An 18,594-nucleotide genomic window follows, 5' to 3' on the forward strand; every position below is an offset into this window, starting at 1 on the left:
GCGCGCCGGTCTATTCAGACATCAGGCGCGCTCTTTTTTCGGATCGAACCGATCGCGCAGATCGTCGCCGAGCAGATTGACGACAACGACTAGCAAAGTGATCGCTAGTCCCGGGAATGTGGCGATCCACCATGCGACTGTCATGTAGCTGCGTCCTTGCGACAGCATGTAGCCCCAGTCCGGAATTTCTTGTACAACGCCAAGTCCAAGGAAGCTTAAGCCCGTGCCGACGAGAATGGACGTACCGACCCCAATCGTCATCATGACGAGCAGCGGGGAGAAGCAGTTCGGCAAGATGTGCCGGAGCATGATTGCCAGGTGGGACGTGCCGACAGCGCGGGCGGCGTCGATGAACGGGCGGCTGCGCACCGCGATGACTTGACTGCGAACGACGCGCGCCTTGCCGGGAATCGACGCGATGCTGATCGCCAGAATGACGTTGAAGAAGCTCGGTCCGAGCGCCACGGCGATGGCGATGGCGAACAGGATGCCGGGAATCGTCATCAGAATATCGTTGAAACGCATGAACAACGAATCGATGACGCCGCCGAAGTAACCGGCGACAAGCCCAAGCAATGTACCGACCAAACCGCCGATCAGCACCGACACGATGCCCATCGTCAGCGATTGTCGGCTGCCGTACACGACGAGCGTCCAGACGTCGCGCCCAAACTGGTCGGTACCGAGCAAGTGCGCGAAGCTTGGCGCCTGCAGCAGTCGGTCAGTCATCATGTCGGTCGGCGAATACGGCGCAATCCATTGCGGCGCGATCGCGCAAACGAGCAGAAACGCGAGCACGAACAAAGAAGTGTAGAGCAACACGTCGGAAACCGTCACCTTCGGCGACTTGGCATCATGGCGTCCCGCCAGGAGGCGCTGCGGCAATAACGCTTCGGTGGAAACCGTATTGGCGGACATCGGGTATGCCCCTTTCGTATAAATTTATCCTTACGCCTTGCGTACGCGCGGATCGACGTAGGAATACGAAATGTCGACCAGCAGGTTGCACACGATTGTAAACACGGCCGTGATCAGTATCGCCGCCTGGATCACCGGAATGTCCTTCTGGTTGATCGCGTCGACGACCATCTTGCCGAGTCCTTGCCGGGAAAACACGGTCTCCGTCACGACCGCGCCGGACAGCATCTCGCCGACGAGCAGACCGAGCACTGTAATCGCCGGCAGCAGCGCATTGCGCAGCACGTGCCGGTACAGCACGGCACGGTCGGTCAACCCTTTGGCCCGCAGCGTCACGACGAACGGCTCGCCGATCACTTCCAGCACGCTGTTGCGGATCATCCGCGCCAGCATGCCGGCGCCGGTGACGCCCAGCGCAAATGCCGGCATGATCAACTGCTTGAAGCTGCCATTGCCGATCGCCGGCAGCAGCTGCAGCTGTACCGAAAAGACGAGGATCAGCAGAATGCCGAGCCAGAACTTCGGCATCGATACCCCGAGCAGGCTTAGCAACCGCACGATGTAGTCGAGCGCGCGGTTCCGGTACACAGCGGACAAGACGCCGAGCGCCGCGCCGATGACGATCGCAAGCACCGTGCTTAGCGCCGCCAGCGACAAGGTCGCCGGCAATTGCGCGATCAGGCGGTTCAATACCGGCTGCGAATTGGCGAATGATTTGCCGAAGTCGCCCCGCGCGCTGTCCCACAAGTAGGAGACGTATTGCTGCCACAGAGGCCGGTTTAAGCCAAACTGTTCGCGCAAGTAAGCGACGCGGTCGGGCGCGGCGTCGTCGCCGGCGATCATTTGCGCCGGATCGCCCGGCAGCCAGTGAATGATCAGAAACACGATCGTCAGCGAGCCGAGTACGACCGGAATGGAAGCGAGCAGCCGTCCGATAATCGTTTTCACCATACCTGTCACCTCCCGAGCGATGGAACCGGCTTATTTTTTGGTTTACGGGGTCTCCGCAAAGTATCTGGGCATACTTTGAAGCATAAGTTCCACTTTGTGGGGCTATTTGAGCCAAGTGTCATAAAAAACGGGCCAGGCCGGCGAGTCGAACGTAATGCCTTGCACTTCCTTCGTCGACGCGACGTTGTACAGGAACAAGTAGGTCGGAATCGCGTAAACGTTCTGCGTAATATACTCCTGCGCCTGCTGGTAAATTTGCTTGCGCTTCTCCGTGTCGTTCTCCAGGTATCCGTCTTCGAGCAATTGATCGAGCTTCGGATCGTTTGCCCGGGCGATGTTGTTTTTTCCCGACGGCCCCTTGGTCGAATACAACTGCCGCATCACATCGGGATCGCCGGAAAACTGGCTTGCGGCCACGAGATCGTATTCGCCTTTCGCACGGCGTTCCGAATAGGTCCCGGATGGCAGCGATACGACTTTCAGTTCGACGCCGACCTGTTTCAGCTGTTGCGTAAACACGGCGATCAGATCGAGCCGCTTCTCGCGGTTGCCCTGCGTGTCGATCAGCTCGACGGTCAGCCGTTTGCCGTCCTTGGCGCGATAGCCGTCGGCTCCTTTCACCCAGCCGAGGCTGTCGAACGTTTGGTTCGACTTGCCCGCGTCCTGCTTATAGCTGTTTTCCAGCGTCTGGTTGTACCCGAACAAATGCGGCGTAATCGGTGACCATGCCTGGCTGAGCGTACCGAGATAAATCGTTTTGACCGCCGAGCCGATGTCGAGCGCCGAACGGAACGCTTCGCGCGCCTTGACGTCGTTCCACGGCTCTTTCTGCTGGTTCAAATACAAGTTGAAGTTGGACTGCAGCAGCTCCGTCTCCTGGACGTTGAAGTTTTTGTCCGCTTTGAGCGCGACCAGATTTTGCGGCGGGATGATGTCCGCTACCTGCACCTGCTTGCTTTGCAGCACGCTGACCCGGGTCGATTCCTCGTCGACGTATTTGACCGTCAGCTTGTCGAGATAGGCCGGTCCCTGGTGGCCCGCATTCGCCGGCGCCCAGTTGTAGTCCGGGTTTTTGACGAATTCGACCTGCGAGCTCGGCGTCAGCTTCGCCAGCTTGAACGGTCCGGTGCCGACCGGATTTTGCGGATACGCGTCGCCGAACTTCTTGACAGCAGTTGGCGATACGAAGCCGAGATCAACTTTGGCCGCGTTGCTGAGGAATGGCGAGAACGGCGTCTTGAAATGGATTCGGACCGTAAATTCGTCGATGACGTCGGTCGATTCGTACGGCCCGATTTCGTTCAGCGAGCTGGACGCCTTCGTCGCCGGGTCCTTGATCCGGTCGAAATTGAATTTGACCGCCTCGGCGTTGAACGGCGTGCCGTCATGGAACTTGACATCTTTGCGCAGATGGAACGTATAGCTCTTCTTGTCCGCCGACAGCTCCCACTTGGTGGCGAGCCAAGGCTGGAACGAATGGTCGGGCAGCTCCACGACCAGGCTGTCGTAAATGTTGCGCATCACCCGCGTCGTCGGCGCGAAGCCGGCCTTGTGCGCGTCGAGGCTGTCGTTCGTGATCGTCCCGGCGAGCGCCCACGTCAGTTCGCCTCCGGGTTTTGCTTGGGAAGCGTCGGGCTTCGCGGAAGCCGATGCGGGAGCTTGTGGACTGGCCGCTTCCTTCTTGTCGCTGCAGCCCGCCGCCAGCAGCGCTGCAACGAAGACTCCCCCGACCAATGGCCATAAAGACTTATTCATGCTCGAATCTCCACCGTTTCCGAAAGGTTGTTCGTTTCTCGCTGCAGGGAATAGCGGTTGGCCGGGACGGGCAAACCGAGATGCCCGCGAAGTGTATCCGCCTCATAATCTTGTTTGAACAAGCCGCGCTCCTGCAGAATCGGCACGACCAGCTCGACGAAATCGTCGAGGCCGCTCGGCGTGGCCAGCGAGATGATGAAGCCGTCGGCCGCGCCTTCTTCGATCCATGTCTGGATCGTATCGGCCACCTTCTCCGCCGATCCGACGAACGTGCTTCGCGGCGTGGCGAACCGGAGCGCAACTTCGCGCAGCGTCAAGTTGTTCTCCCGGGCCAGTTTCTTGATCCGCTCCGAACCGCCCTGCTGGCTGTTCGCGCCGAGTTCGCCCAAATCGGGGAACGGCTCGTCAAGCGGGTATTGCGAGAAGTCGTGATCATTGAACGGCCGGCCGAGCGCGGTAAGGGCGTCCTCGATCGTCACCAACTCCACCTTCTCCCGATACTTGCGCTCGGCTTCCTCCTCTGTTCGGCCGACGATCGGCCCGATGCCGGGAAGAATGAACAGTTCGTCGGGATTGCGTCCGAACCCGGCCGCTCGTCGCTTCAGATCGGCATAATACAGCTTCGCCGCTTCGATGTTCTCATGCCCGACGAATATCGCGTCCGCGTTTTTCGCCGCGAAATTGCGGCCGTCCTCCGACGTGCCCGCCTGGAAAATGACAGGCTGCCCTTGCTTCGATCGGGAAATGTTGAGCGGCCCCTTGACGGAGAAAAACTCCCCTTTATGGTTAAGCGCGTGCTGCTTCGACGCATCGAGGAAACGGCCGGTCTCCTTGTCCCGCGGGAACGCGTCGTCCTCGTACGAGTCCCACAACCCTTTGACGACGTCGAGATGTTCTTGCGCGATGCGATAACGCTTCTCGTGAGCCGGGTGTTCCGCCTTGCTGTAGTTTTCAGCGCTGCCGGACAGCCACGACGTAACGACGTTCCAGCCGGCACGCCCCCCGCTGATGTGGTCGAGTGAGGCGAACTGCCGCGCTACCGTATACGGTTCGCTGTAGCTGGAGGTCAGCGTTGCTACGAGACCGATGCGTTCGGTGACGGCCGCAATCGCGGACAGGATCGTCAGCGGCTCGAACCGGTTCAGGTAATGCGGACTCGACTTGGCGTTGATGCTGACGCTGTCGGCGATGAAGACAAAATCGAATTTGCCTTCCTCCGCCTTCTGCGCATGTTTTCGGTAATAAGGGAAATTGATCGCCGCGTCCGCCACCGAATCCGGATGACGCCAGTCTCCCCATCCGCCTCCCGCTCCTTGAATCATCGCGCCAAGCTTTACTTGTTTTTTGGCCATTTGAAAATATCCTCCTTGGAAATTAGTTAATATAATAGTATCCCGATTAAATAACTATGATTTAGAATCATATCCCATCCCTTCGTCGATGTAAAATGCAAAGATGTGAAGCAATGCTTCATGTTTCGTGAATTGGCCCGACGCGGAAAAAAATAATGTTTACTATTCCGGTTGGATTAGTTATTTTTTGTGATACGATAGTTATACCGAAACGTCATCGTTTTGTACAATGGAAAAACCGGAACGAACCGTTCACGTTTCATGAATGGACAGGAGAAGGAGTTGAGGGAGGATGGACATCCGTACGATCAAAACGTTTCAGACAATCGTCAGGCTGGGGAGCTTCCAGAAGGCGGCAGAGGAGCTGCTTTACGGACAATCGACGGTCACGATGCACGTGCAGAAGCTGGAGAGCGACCTCGGCATGAAGCTGCTCGAACGCGGAAAGAAGCTGCAGCTGACCGAAGCCGGGCGGTTGTTCCACCAGCATGCCGACTTGCTGCTCAAGGATTACGATTATTTGCACGCGACGATGAGCGAGCTCCTGCAAGGGGAAGCGGGCTTGATCCGGCTCGGCGTCATGGAGCCGACCGCCAGCTATCGGCTGCCGCCTATTATCGGCCCGTTCCTGCAAGAGTATCCGAAGGTGCAGATCAGCGTGCAGATCAACAATACGACCGCGCTCAGCCAGATGCTGGCGGACGGCATGATCGACATTGCCGTCTGCTCGGCGCCGGAAACCGGTCTCGGCCAATCATTCGAGCCATTATTCCAGGAGGAACTCGTGCTGCTCGTTCCCGATACGCACCCACTTGCGGCGAAGCATCGGGTCTGCTTGCGTGACTTGCGCCACGAGCGGCTATTGATGACGACAGCGGTATGCCCGTATCGCAGGAAGCTGGAAAAGGCGCTGCTCGAGAAGGGTGGCAGTCCGTATTCGGGCATGGAGATCAGCAGCATGGCCGCGCTCAAATATTATGTGCAGGCGCGCTTCGGCGTCGCCGTCGTGCCGCTTATTACCGTCGTACCCGCGCCGGAAGGCACGGTGCTGAAGCCGATCGCCGACCTCGATTCGGGACTCGTTACCGGTCTGCTGCAGAAGTCGAGCGGCGCTCATCTGAGCTCCGCCGCTGACAAGCTGATCGCCGCGCTGCAAGAAGGGCTGCGCCATTCTTCGGCCAACGCGGCAAGTTCATAAAACCGGAAGCGGCGGTTTTGTTTTTTGCATTGGGCAAACGAAGCGGGCTGCGGTAAACTATCCATATTCCTATTTTTCGCATCAAATTTATATGGAAAGGTACCGGCTTATGAGTGTGTACGCCTCCTCTCGCTTCAAGTGGATCGATCGTCATTTCCACGCGCTGACACATCGCCATTTCCGCACGATTTGGCTCGGGCAATGCGTCTCGTTGGTCGGCACTTGGGCGCAGACGATCGCCCAATCGTGGCTCGTGCTGACATTGACCGACTCGCCACTGCTGTTAGGCTTCGTCGGCGTCGCCCAGTTTTTGCCGTTCACCTGCCTGTCCTTATTCGCGGGCGCCGTCGTGGACCGCTATCCGAAACGAACGATCCTGCTGCTCACGCAAAGCTTCTCTATGCTGCTGGCATTAACGCTTTCGCTGCTTGTGTTCACCGGCACGGTGAGTTATCTGCATATCGTCGTCATCGCCTTGCTGACGGGCGTCTCGAACTCGTTCGACTTGCCGGCGCGCCAGGCGTTTAACGTTGAAGTCGTTGGTGCCGCCGATCTGATGAACGCGGTGGCGCTCAATTCCTCCACGCTCAACCTGGCTCGTATCGTCGGGCCGGCGATCGGTGCGCTGCTGATGGCGACGCTTGGTCCCGGATGGTGTTTCCTCGTCAATGCGGTGAGCTTCGCCGGGCTGTTAATTGGACTCGCACGCATGAAGATCGCTTCCTTCGTCAGACCGCGGCGGACGGATACCGGCATCGTCACGGAAATCGGGGACGGCCTTCGTTATCTGTTCCGCGATCGTTCGTTGCTGACGGCGGCGCTGCTCGTGCTGCTGATCGGCACGTTCGGCTTCAACTACAACGTGCTGATCCCGGTGTTGACGCGCGACGTGCTGCACATGAAAGAGAACGCCTACGGCCTGCTCATGTCGTGCATCGGCATCGGCTCGCTGGTCGGCGCGATTGCGCTGTCGGTCGCTAGCCGCAAAGGACCGCGGCTCGCCGTCGGAATCGGCTGCTGCCTGGCCGTCGCCAGTTTCCTCGTGCTGGTCGGCATCGCTCGCACGCCTGCCGCCGTCGGCATCGCACTTGTTTGCACCGGCTTCTTCAACATCGTCGCATTGACGACGGGCAACGCGTATTTGCAGGTGCATGCCTCGGCGGAATACCGGTCCCGCGTGATGGGCGTTTATTCGCTCGTCTTCGTCGGCTCCACGCCGCTCGGCAGCCTGTTCGCCGGCTACATATCCGACCGCTTCGGCGCGGGATACGCCTTTCTGCTGTGCGGTGTTTGCCTGTTCGCGTGCGGCTTGCTGCTTCGCGCGTTTCGTGCCGACGACGCCCGGCGTCAATAGTTGTCGTAAGCCAATTCGGACGTATGAAACCCGCAGAAGATCGGGAAGTTACGGGCCAGCTTGGCGATTTCCTCCGGCGGAACGGCTTCCAATTCGGTCAGGCGGCGCGTTCGGGCCATTTCGGCCATTTCCTGGAACGAAACGATCTGATCGGCTTTGCGGTACAGTTCCGGTCCCCATCGCGTGGCAAAATCGATATGCCGGCGTTCGTCGATCAAATCGAATTCGCATGTAATCGCCGAAATCACGTCGCCGAACTTCCAGAACGCCTCGGCGGATTTGCGCTTCTTCTTGAAGCCGCATGCCTCCCCCAGCATGGTCAGGTTCGAATACAGCTCCGTAAAGCGCTCCTTCACATCCGTTTTGCCCGGCCCGCCGAGCCATTGGAACTGTTCGACCGAATAGCCCATCTGCAGCAGCCGGCGCATCCCCATCTGGCTGTGGCGGAACTCGTCCCACATGTGGCGGGCGAGATCGAAATAAAACGGCAGCGGCATCCTGTCGACGTAATAATAAATCGCGGCGAGCGTTTCGCCCGCGAACAATTCCGTCGCGTAAATATAAATCATTTGCTTGACGCTGTCGTGCAGCACCGACATGCTGCTGTCGGAATACGACTGCTGCGGCTTCGGATTCGTATATCGGGGAAATCTCGCTTCCAGACTCGCATGCTCCGGCAGCGGTCCGGCCGGTTGTTTCACCAGGTGAGGCGGCCACAACGCATCCGGCGATCCGGACAGCCCGCCCGATTCGTATACGCTCCATACGGCCTCGACATATTTTTCCCACTCCGCCAGCTGCAGCGCCTCCGCTTCGCTATTGCACGCCGCGAACCGGATTTGCTCCTGCAGCCACTCATGTGTCGCTTCCCGTTCGACAAACACGATACGCAGTTGATCGACGGTCGGCGCGTTCAGAATCGGATCCAATCGGGCCATCAAACGGTCGTAGCGGGCGTAAAGCTTTCCCAAAACGTAGGTGTAGCTGACCAAAAAGCCGTTCTCGTCCGCGGCTCCGAACAGACGCTCGAACGCTTCGCGCGTGACTTCCGGCATCCAGTCCGCGTCGCGAATCGCGCCGGGCAGCTCCTGAATGCGCTCGTACAAACATTTGACGTTGCGGTTGTGCACATAAGCGAGCCGGCCAAGCCGCATTTTCCGCTCGTAGGACGGAATTGCCGCAATCCAGCCGGCAATCAGCTTGGACAACGCCAGCTCCTCCCACAGAAGAGGCTTCAGTTCATCGCTCGTATCGAGCGGCCGCAGAAACCGGCTCTTCAGCGTCCGTTGCCCGGATTCCGTCTTGCTCTGCAACCCTTCAAAATCTGTTTCGTCTCTCATCCCGAGCCCTCCGTGAACAATATCTTGGCAAAACGCCTCTTGATCGTAGCACGGAACAGAGAGGGCGTCTTATCCGACGGGAAGCGAAAAGTTGCAATATCGTACGCGAACGGCTATCGGTTATACTGGAGCAAACGATCGATCGAGGGGAGAGTGCTGCATGTTCTTCGAAGAGTTCAAACTGGAGAAGGGACTCGTCTTTCAGGAGAAACGGGGCGCGTTCGAAGAGCATGAACTGCACATGCACGATGTGCTCGAATTTCATGTGCTGCTGGAGAACGAAGCGACCTTCCAGTTGGTGGACAAACGGATCGATGGCAAGCCCGGCGACGTGTTCCTGTTTCGCCCGTTCGAGCCGCATTGGAATCTGGTGAAGCATTCGCACCGGCCGATTCGCTGGATCAGCATTTTGTTCTCCCCCGCCATCGTACGCTCCATTCCGGGCGGATACGCGCTTCTCGCCCCGTTCTACGCGGTGGAAGCGGTCTCCCCGCACCTGCCGGCTTCCGCCTCCGCCGCCCGGGCCATTCACCGGCTGGCCGCGCAAGCCATAGAGGAGGAGCGGACGCAAGGGCCCGGTTGGGAAGCCAAACAGTTCGCCATCCTGATCGATATCCTGACGCATACGCTTCGCCATGCCGCAAGCGGCGGACGAGACGACGGCCGCTTCGTGCCGGCCGACGAAAGCGGCGACTGGTTCGACGACGGCATGCTGCAGGCCATCGCGCACATCTTGACCGCATTTACCGAACCGATCGATGTCGAGCAGCTGGTGCGGATGTCCGGGAGACGGCGCACCTTTTTTTACCGCAAATTCAAAGCGATAACGGGCTTGACCCCCAATCTGTTCGTACAGCGCCTGCGCATGCAGGTCGCATGCTACCTGCTCGGGAGAACGGATAAATCCGTGACCGACATCGCTTTTGAAAGCGGCTATGCGTCCATCTCCTACTTCATCAACCACTTCAAGCAGTACAGCGGACTTTCGCCGCGCGACTATCGCAAATCGCTCCGTACCGGCAGCCCTTCCGCGCCGCCACAATAAAACGTTTCCCGCCGCAGCGGGCGGCAGCCGATACGCGCGCCTTGCTCACGCGCCGCCATGTTGCTTGCGGTAGCGACCCGGCGGGAGACCGGTTTCGGCGGTAAATACCCGGGTGAAATAATAAATCGAGACGAACCCGCACTCTTGCGCTATCGTTTCCAGCGGCTTGTCCGTTCCGATCAGGTCACGAATCGCAAGGTCGATCCGCAGCCGGCGCAAATAGGCGGAAAAAGACAGCCCGTCCGCTTCCGCAAACAAACGCGACAAGTGGCGGCCGGAAATATGCAGCTGACGCGCGACGTCCTCCAGCCGCAGCGGGAACGAAACGTTTTCCGCCATGAACCATTTGGCCTGGCGCAGCAGTACGGACGACATCGACAGCCCCGCTCCTTCGCCCTCCCCCTCCTCAGACCGGACCTCCCCGAACAGCTGTGCGAACGAAAGCAGAAGCGCATACGCCACGGCGGACAGGAGCGGCGCGTCTGCCGGCTGGAATCGTTCGGCCTGCGTCCACAACGCCTCCCATAACTTGGCGGTCGGCGTGTTTCCCGCGTCCGCACGAACAATGCGCTTCGTTTCCCCGAGGCGCCGAAATGCGTGCACAAGCGTCTCTGCCAACGAATCCTCCTCCGCGACTTGAAAAGACACCCACAGGATCGACAGCCCGCGTTCGCTGACGATTTGCCGCGAGATATGCGGCCGGGAACAGAAGATCGTCCCTGCGGCGAGCGGGGAAGCAAACTCCTGCTCCGAATAACGTCCCTGTCCCGACAATACATACCCCACCCAGAACGAGGAATGCTTGTGGATGCTGTTCACTGTATGTACCGGATTCGCTCCCCAGAAGTGCACGGCAAACGACAGCTCCGGACCGCTCACGCGGCTTGCGTACCGGTTTAACACCGCGTACGCATTTTTGTAGCCGGACGATAGCAGCACCAAACTCCCCCCTCGATATGTCCGCATAAGACAAAAAATTGGCTCCGCCTGCCAAAGACTTCCGCTGCGGCGGCTTTTATACTGACATCATATCAGCAAGGATTCGTTTTCGTCCAAAATTAAAAAACAAAGGAAGGTGCCGAATATGCTTGAAGCGCTTACCGCCGAGATGTGGGCGTTTTATGCCGAGCACGGCTATGTCCGTTTGGGCAAACTGTTGTCGGACGCGGAACTGGCCGGGCTGCAGACGAGGATTGACGACATTATGCTGGGGAAGGCGAATATTGCGTACGACAAGCTGCTCATGCAGCGGGAAGCCGACGGGATGAGCGGACAAACGGAGCAAACGACGGGCTCCAAAGGGCACACGCTGAACTATCGCAAAATCCAGAACCTGGAGCTCGATCCGCTGTTTTTGGCCTATATGACCAGACCGCTCTTCCGCTCCATCTGCGCAGGAGTATATGGAGAGCAAACGCCAATCGCCTGCTTCCGCGCCATGTTCATGAACAAACCGGCTTTCCACGGCTCCGTGCTTCCGTATCACCAGGATCGCTGGACGCACCTTGACCGCGACCCGCTCGCCACCGTATGGACGGCGCTCGATCCGGCGACCGTGGCCAACGGTTGCGTGACCATTATCCCCGGCACGCACAAGCGACTGCTCAACCCGGACCATCCGTCCGGCTTCCTGACCGAACGGCAGGCGGAGCTATTATTGGCGGAGCATGCCCCGCTGCCGCTCGAGCTTGCGCCCGGGGAAGCCGTGCTGCTCCACAATTGGACGATCCACGGCTCCGACGGGAACCGGACGGCACAGTCGCGAAGAGCATTCAGCGTTTGTTACATGGACGCAGCCACGACTCCTTCGAACGACGAGCCGATATCGCCGATCTTTTCCGACACCCGTGTCCCGAATTCGCCAACATGACCTTTGCTTCCAAAATGAACTGCGCGGCCATTACGATGGCATCGACTGCCTGTCCAATAACTGAAAAAGGCCGCGATATACGCGGCCCGGAAGGCCCATGATCGAAAGCAACAATTGGTGAGATTGTGGCGTTCGAGGGGCTATTTATTTTTCTTACCTGACAACCTCGACATCAAAGCTTACTCGATCCGGCATGCCATTGTAAGAACCGACTCTCTCCCCTATATGGAGCAATCCTGCACTGTCATCCCACTGTAAAGATATACTTGTGTAATGGCCATTTTCGTAATTGTAATTATCGTTTTCATCCTGATACAAATGGAATTCACCTTTGCACCCGGAATAGATCTTTACCTTAAAGCGGTCTTGAACAATTGCTCCGCTGTACGGTGCACTATCGGCCATTGGAAGAATGCTTCCTGCTCTTACGAATAAGGGCATCGTGTTGATTTCAGCATTCACGTTAATCGTCTGGCCGCCGGCAACTCTTTGACTTGTCCAGAAATCATACCAATCCGTACCTTCAGGCAAGTAGACAGAACGAGTTTTGGGAACGTGCTGAAGCGGCGTTGATTGGGGACCAAAATACATAGGGCTGGTTACAGGACATACCATCAACGCTGGCCCAAGCATAAACTGATCCTTGATTCCATAAACCTTGCCGTCATGCTGAAAGTCAAATGCGAGCAGGCGCATCATCGTATAATCGTTCAGCGTTGTCATCGCCGCCAATGAATAAATGTAAGGAAGCAACTGATACCGCAGTTCTACAAACGTAACGAGGGTATCATAAAAAGGTTCTCCCTTTTCACCGAAATTCCAAATCTCACGCCTTGTATCTGTACCATGTGCGCGGAATACGGGCAAAAAGGCACCGTACTGAAACCATCTCGTATACAACTCCCTGTATCCCAGATCTTTGCAGCCCTCTTCATAATCTCCATCCCAGAACCATGCATTGCCGCGCTTCACAAAAAATGCGCCGATATCAAGTGTCCAGTAGGGAATACCCGATGCGCACATGGAAAGTCCCGCAGGAATTTGGTCACGCAAGGTTTTCCATTTGGCGGTTGTATCGCCAGACCACAGAATCGTTCCGTATCTCTGCTGACCGATATACCCGCTTCTTGTCAGGTTCACTACCCTCTTTTGGGAAGTTGCACTGCGTTGTCCATCATAAATGGATTTGGCATGCATCAAAGCATAAGCATTGGTATATTCTTCATCCAAATAAGTTTTCGCTGTATCATGAAAGTCCACAAAATTTTTATCTGGCTCTGGTTTGATCGGATGCGTCCATTCTGGAGTAAAGGGCTCACTGGAGTCACACCACCATGCATCGATTCCTTGCGAAAATAAGCCTTCGTCAACTTGCTTCCAGTAAAGGCTGCGAGATTCATCAGAAAATGCATTATAGATATTTGAGTTTTGTAAAAGACAGTCGCGTTCTTTCATTTCAAGATAGTTTTCGCTGCTCTTATCCATATTGGGCCAAATTGAAATCATGAAATGAGTTCCTAAAGTATGCAGATCATCCATCATGCGGGGGACATCAGGAAATCTGCTCTCATCGAACGATTTTTGACCCCATTTTCCACTCTCCCAGGATTGCCAGTCCAATACGATGGAATCAATCGGAATTTCCCTCCTCCTGTATTCCATCACTGTATCGATGATTTCCTGTTGGTTTTCATACCTTTCTTGAGATTGCATGTAGCCGAAAGCCCACAACGGAAGCATGGTGGCTTTTCCTGTAACTTGACGATAACCGCCGATGATGTCGTCCATGCATTCGCCGCATAGAAAGTAAAAGTCAAGTTCTGCGGCCGACTCGTTATAAATGTAGGAACCATATTCATTATCGTTAAAAATGAGCGGTGAATAGGTATGGAATAACATCCCATAGCCATTCGTAGAAATAAAAAATGGCATGGCAATTTTCAAGTTTGCTTGATGGATGTACTGACGAGTTCCACGCAGATTCAGACTGCCTTCTTCTTGTTGGCCAAATCCATATATAGCTTCGTTTGGTGACCATTCCAACTCCAGTTTGGTATGATAAAGCGTTTTATAAAACGCTTTTTTTGCATCCAAAACGACATCCTTGACTCCATCCGCGGTTTTGATTTTTTCCGTTAAGCTTGTATCGTCCAAGATGGTCCTGTAGGCATCGTATCGATTCAGAAATTTCCCGCCTCTGGCGGGTTCTCTGACAAGCAGCTTATGATTTTGATCATAGTAAGCAAATGCGCTTGTTTGCATATCGATTTCCAGATGGATTTTATCCGTTTTCAAGTTAACCGTATTACTGGATTCGGTATATGCCCACTCACAGTCGGGCAGGAGAGGAACTAATCCGGGTCCAAGGTGATCGTTAAACTCATTAGCAAGGGTATATTTCACCCTAATGATACGATCTGAATATGGCACCAATTTTATGTTTCCATTTTCAGTTTCAAGCAGCAGTTCATTTCCCGACTTGACTACATGCTTTATTGTTGCCTGCTTTCCTTTGACCGCTTTAAGCATTTCATTGCCCCCCACATAAAATATTACTATAATATTAATGGGAAAGACGGCAAATAAACCAGTTAGTAAATTAACAAAAACTTGTCTTATTTGAACTTCTTGCAGTCGGAGGTTACATGAAAAGATATCTCGATATAACAAACTATGAAGTTACGAAATTGGAGAGTGACGACTTTGGCTTTAACTGTTTCAGCTTTACCGGTGCTGAGACCTTTCCGCATTGGCATACGCATATCGAAATCATATTTATTAGCTCCGGCGTTACTTGGGTTTATGTTAATGGAGAAAAATTCACTTGTGGTCAAGGAGATATCATCTTCGTCCCCTCGAACAGCCTTCATAGCATCATTCCTCAAAAAAATTCCACCTATAAGCCGATCATTATCGGAGAATTGCTCCTGAATCAAATTCTTGCCGATCAGCATTGTCATAGCACAATGGCGCCGTTTATGGGTCATGACGGATTTACTCGCCTGCATATTACCCCCGAACACGTACACTATTTAGAATATCATTCAGCGTTACAACAAATTTTCCGTGAACACAACTCGAAATTAATGGAATATCGGACGATGATAAAGTTGGAAATCATTAAATTGTTTGCCCTGTTAAAAAGACATCATTCTCAAATTCATGAACCATTCAGCTTTATGCAAAGCGAAAAAACACAAGTTATCATAAATGTGTTGGATTATATTTCAGCTCACTACTCCGAAAAAGTTACTGTAAAGGCAATGAGCCAATTCTGTTGTATGAGTGAGCAGCACTTTTGTCGGACATTTAAAGCTTACACAGGAAAGACCTTGATTGAATTCATAACATTACTCAGACTGGAAAAATCATATCGCATCATTCAAGGGACCGATATTCCGATCACACACGTTCCGGAGTTGACAGGCTTTTGCAATGTGAGCTACTTTTCCCGAGTGTTTAAAAAAAAATATGGATTGGCACCATCCCAATTACGAAAAATGTGCGGCTCGCAAAGCTGAACAATTTGAAAATGGGCCTTGGTCAGATGTTATTCATGAAAAAGCCCGCGTTATACGCGGACTTGATCCAGTCTATGTTCTTCAGAAGGAAGGATTCTCGATAGCCGCCTCAGACAAGCCGCCGACTACGCCTGCTGCCGCACCAGTCGTTGTAAGTTCCCTAGACTAATAGCAACGCTTTCCATCGGCGGTCGGTCGAATTTCTCCTGTTCGACGATGAACCATTCCGCATTGCGGCGATTTGCTTCGGTCATCAAGGCGGGGACCGGAATCAAACTTGCCGCCTTCCGGTTTGCCGTATATACATGCATCGCCTTCGGCGATCACAATTTCGTTGATGCCGTCCCCGTCGATGTCACCGACTGCAACTTTCGTCGTGATGTAGTCCGCGGCGAATTTGTTTACCTCCCACGGACGATTCGGGTCGCCTGTATATTTGCACCAATGTGTAACGGCGACAATCTCATTGCGAGCGTCGCCGTCCAGATCGACGATGAGCAATCCTTTTGCAGGCTGCTGTGCGGTCGCTGCCAATCCACTCGAAAATGCCGGCGTTCCTTGTTTATTTTAACGTCTGCCGGCCTGAATAAAAGTTATTTCGACCGGATGCTGCCTAATGTGACATTCATCAATACAGTACGCGGCTCTCAGGTGGCGGAAAAATCCGCTGTATCGTTCATAAATTAGAAATATTATTAATTATATCCATACTCGCGTCTCCGGCAAGTCGGCCAAATGGTTTGAGAGCGTATCGCAATTCGAAAAAATATCGATAAGATCGGTTTTGTGCACGCCCATCTCAACGGCTTCGGCATCCGGCAGGAAGGGACCGTATACTTTTATCACGAACTGTTAGCTCTTCAGCATCTCGATGACACGGAGACCGATCATACCAGCGCCCAGGATGAGGGGGGGTCCACGATAAAACGAAAAGTCCGACATCAACGGTATGATCGAAGAAATCGACAAGAGCTTCTGGCTACAATCGCCATCAAGAGACGCTACTCTCGACACCGTGGGTCATCCTCGCCAAGCTGAACCGCGCGATTGCGGCTGAGATGACAGCTACCTACACCTTGATGGATACCTGGTGCATTCATACGCCTCTCGTTCAAGAAGTGGATAACCACGGCCTCCATGTGAATGATTAACGACTGGTTGGTCAGTCAAAACAAGATTCTGTTTTCTCGTTACATTTTTCTCGGACGGGAGACTGCATCAAAGCTTTAGGATCTCGCATCCGCGCCAGCGTGCAAAATACGAATGGCATGGCCGCTGCTTTCCGGATGCGATGTTCCCGATATGCGAAGCGTTGCCCGGTGTTCGCCCGGCGGCAGCTCATCGTCCAGAGAAACGAATTTCGGCCGGTCAAATTTGTCGCAATACACGTCCCACAGCGCCGTCCGCTTCCATTCGCCCCCGTCAACAAGCACTTCCAACTCGCCGCAGTCCGGTCCGACAAGCAAACCAAGCAACAGGCTGCGCCCCCAAAACGTAACAGTCAACTCCTCTCCGACCGTTAGCGATTCCCACACGCGGGCCGGCGGCGTCCAATTGCACCCCCTCTCCGCGCTGTAATCGGAACGCTGCACCCAGCCCTCGCCGGCAGGTACGATTGCTTCGTCTGCAAGCAGCGCCGCGTATTCCCAATTGTCAGCCAGCAGCGGATCCGGAAGTTCGGTATCGCCGGAGAACATTCCATCCAAGATGGACGGAAAATGAACGTCAAGATAAGACTTGATCCATCGCGCATACCACTCGTTCCCGGCTCGGTTCGGATGAACCGTGTCTCTGAAAAGGTCCGCAAACACAGCGCCGCCGCTATCCACCAACTCGAAGACGCGCCGTGACAAATTGACGACCGGTATACCGTAGTGATGAGCTACCGCATCGTGATGCCGCTGATTCGCCGGGGTCAGCCCTTTGCGAAGCTCCGGCAATTGGCCCTCCGTCGCAAAATACATCATGATGATCGCGATCCGTGGATTATGGCGCTTCGCTTTGCGGACGATGCCCTCCATCGCTCGAATGGAGCTCCTTTTGTTGCCGGCGTCGTTGACCGCAAATTCGAGGAACAACAGATCGACCTTTCCCTTAGCGAGCACATGCTCGTCGAACCGGAAAACGCCATAGGTAGAATCCGTGCCACCAATTCCGGCATGCACCCACTCGAATGCAAGCTGCGGATGCTAGGCAGCGAGGTATTTGCAAACATCGGGTCTCCAACTTGTGCCCCCCAGTTCGGTTTGACTGTCTCCGACAGTTACCGAACCACCGATAAACGCCACTCTCTCGCGAAAGGGAAAGCCGAGTTGGCCAAGGTACGGTTTTCGCAAGACACGGCCACGAGGGCGCAAATGTAAAAGTCCCTGGAAGTTATGAAAACCCTTCCATGGAAAAGGGTGAATACAATAGTTACTTATCGTATCACTGGGGCAGCCTCACGGAAATGCTCATTTCCGCTTGACTAAGTACGGTAAAAGCATTATTTTATTTTTGTGGATATGTGGGGAGATGATTGTAATTGTTTGCAAATGAACGTCGTGTGAGAATTGTCGAGCTACTGGAACGAAAATCATCCATTTCCGTTTCTGAGCTTATGAAGTTGTTCGGCGTATCGATTGAAACGGTACGGCGCGATTTGGAATATCTAGAGAACCAACAAGCGCTGAAACGCGTCCATGGGGGGGCTGTGTCCAACAGAAAGATGAAAAGCTTCGCAAATCTCGAAAACCGCATGGAGGAAAATAGAGCCCTCAAACAAAACCTTGCGAGGAATACGATTCCGTTTATAAGCGACAATGACACGATTGCCATCGATTCCGGCAGCACCGCGATGGAATTGGTACCATTGTTGAAGGAACATTTCCACAAGCTTACGATTGTCACCAATTCCCCCGAAGTGTTCGGGTCGCTGTGCGATACGGACGGATTTACATTGATTCAAATCGGCGGGCAATATCTGCGCGATGAAAAAGCTTTTTACGGGCATATGGCATTAGATGCGATTGATCGGCTTCACTTTTCAAAGGCATTTATTTTTCCGTCGGCGATTTCGTTGCATGGTGGGATCGGCGTATTTGTCCATGAGCTGTTTGATATCCAACGAGCTTATATCCGTAATGCCGATGAGGTGTTTATCCTTGCCGACAGTACAAAGTTTGAAACTTCAGCAACCATTAAGCTCTGTGACTTATCGGCATCCCATAAGATTATTACCGATCACGAACTGCCGGAAGACATCTATGCGCGCTATAAAAAAAATGCGGTTCAAATTATCAAATCATAGG

General features: G+C 54.4%; 15 protein-coding genes. 6 read left to right on the forward strand and 9 right to left on the reverse strand.

All coding sequences use genetic code 11. The annotated features are described in order from the left end of the window. Positions 1–21 precede the first annotated feature (21 nt). From EXY20_RS29235 to EXY20_RS29250, 4 genes are all read right to left on the reverse strand, one after another. The gene (locus EXY20_RS29235) at positions 22–918 is read right to left on the reverse strand and encodes an ABC transporter permease (RefSeq protein ID WP_135555862.1); all 897 of its coding nucleotides are present in this window, start codon (positions 916–918) and stop codon (positions 22–24) included. 30 nt (positions 919–948) lie between these two features. Beyond that, positions 949–1,869, reverse strand: a complete 921-nt coding sequence (locus EXY20_RS29240) for an ABC transporter permease (RefSeq protein ID WP_135555864.1) — start codon at positions 1,867–1,869, stop codon at positions 949–951. 102 nt (positions 1,870–1,971) lie between these two features. After that, positions 1,972–3,624, reverse strand: coding sequence for an ABC transporter substrate-binding protein (locus EXY20_RS29245; protein WP_135555866.1), 1,653 nt, complete (start codon positions 3,622–3,624; stop codon positions 1,972–1,974). Further along, on the reverse strand, positions 3,621–4,976 hold the full coding sequence (locus EXY20_RS29250) for an LLM class flavin-dependent oxidoreductase (RefSeq protein ID WP_135555868.1): 1,356 nt from the start codon (positions 4,974–4,976) through the stop codon (positions 3,621–3,623). Before EXY20_RS29250 ends, EXY20_RS29245 begins: the two co-directional genes overlap by 4 nt. Before the next feature lie 292 nt (positions 4,977–5,268). On the opposite strand from EXY20_RS29250, the gene EXY20_RS29255 reads away from it, so the two are divergent. After that, positions 5,269–6,174 (forward strand): LysR family transcriptional regulator, encoded by a 906-nt coding sequence (locus tag EXY20_RS29255; protein ID WP_135555870.1) that lies wholly within the window; start codon positions 5,269–5,271, stop codon positions 6,172–6,174. Between the two features lie 109 nt (positions 6,175–6,283). Then, positions 6,284–7,528, forward strand: a complete 1,245-nt coding sequence (locus tag EXY20_RS29260) for an MFS transporter (RefSeq protein ID WP_135555872.1) — start codon at positions 6,284–6,286, stop codon at positions 7,526–7,528. Here the strand turns inward: EXY20_RS29260 and EXY20_RS29265 are convergent. Next, positions 7,522–8,868: a hypothetical protein gene (locus EXY20_RS29265; RefSeq protein ID WP_135555874.1), complete on the reverse strand. Its 1,347-nt coding sequence runs from the start codon at positions 8,866–8,868 to the stop codon at positions 7,522–7,524. The two genes, EXY20_RS29260 and EXY20_RS29265, sit on opposite strands and share 7 nt — an antisense overlap. Before the next feature lie 160 nt (positions 8,869–9,028). Here EXY20_RS29265 and EXY20_RS29270 point away from each other — a divergent pair, with 160 nt between their 5' ends. Further along, positions 9,029–9,913 (forward strand): AraC family transcriptional regulator, encoded by an 885-nt coding sequence (locus EXY20_RS29270; RefSeq protein ID WP_135555875.1) that lies wholly within the window; start codon positions 9,029–9,031, stop codon positions 9,911–9,913. Positions 9,914–9,958: 45 nt separating this feature from the next. On the opposite strand, the gene EXY20_RS29275 is transcribed toward EXY20_RS29270, so the two are convergent. Next, positions 9,959–10,852, reverse strand: a complete 894-nt coding sequence (locus EXY20_RS29275) for a helix-turn-helix transcriptional regulator (RefSeq protein ID WP_167859612.1) — start codon at positions 10,850–10,852, stop codon at positions 9,959–9,961. 145 nt (positions 10,853–10,997) lie between these two features. Here EXY20_RS29275 and EXY20_RS29280 point away from each other — a divergent pair, with 145 nt between their 5' ends. Further along, positions 10,998–11,783 (forward strand): phytanoyl-CoA dioxygenase family protein, encoded by a 786-nt coding sequence (locus EXY20_RS29280; RefSeq protein ID WP_135555879.1) that lies wholly within the window; start codon positions 10,998–11,000, stop codon positions 11,781–11,783. A gap of 153 nt (positions 11,784–11,936) precedes the next feature. Here the strand turns inward: EXY20_RS29280 and EXY20_RS29285 are convergent, their stop codons facing one another. Continuing rightward, a complete protein-coding gene (locus EXY20_RS29285; protein ID WP_135555881.1) occupies positions 11,937–14,312 on the reverse strand; it encodes a glycoside hydrolase family 31 protein in 2,376 nt (791 codons plus the stop codon). 116 nt (positions 14,313–14,428) lie between these two features. Between EXY20_RS29285 and EXY20_RS29290 the strand changes: the two genes are divergently transcribed. Next, positions 14,429–15,304 carry an AraC family transcriptional regulator gene (locus EXY20_RS29290; RefSeq protein ID WP_135555883.1) on the forward strand — a complete coding sequence of 292 codons (876 nt, stop codon included), beginning with the start codon at positions 14,429–14,431 and terminating at the stop codon, positions 15,302–15,304. A gap of 165 nt (positions 15,305–15,469) precedes the next feature. Here the strand turns inward: EXY20_RS29290 and EXY20_RS29295 are convergent, their stop codons facing one another. Beyond that, positions 15,470–15,838, reverse strand: a complete 369-nt coding sequence (locus EXY20_RS29295; protein ID WP_135555885.1) for an FG-GAP repeat domain-containing protein — start codon at positions 15,836–15,838, stop codon at positions 15,470–15,472. Between the two features lie 692 nt (positions 15,839–16,530). Beyond that, positions 16,531–17,469, reverse strand: coding sequence for an SGNH/GDSL hydrolase family protein (locus EXY20_RS29300; protein WP_135555886.1), 939 nt, complete (start codon positions 17,467–17,469; stop codon positions 16,531–16,533). A gap of 359 nt (positions 17,470–17,828) precedes the next feature. On the opposite strand from EXY20_RS29300, the gene EXY20_RS29305 reads away from it, so the two are divergent. Then, entirely contained in the window at positions 17,829–18,593 is a 765-nt protein-coding gene (locus tag EXY20_RS29305) for a DeoR/GlpR family DNA-binding transcription regulator (RefSeq protein ID WP_135555888.1), read from the forward strand. Position 18,594 lies beyond the last annotated feature (1 nt).

This window comes from Paenibacillus cymbidii (assembly GCF_004764705.1).
Lineage (GTDB): Bacteria > Bacillota > Bacilli > Paenibacillales > NBRC-103111 > Paenibacillus_AN > Paenibacillus_AN cymbidii.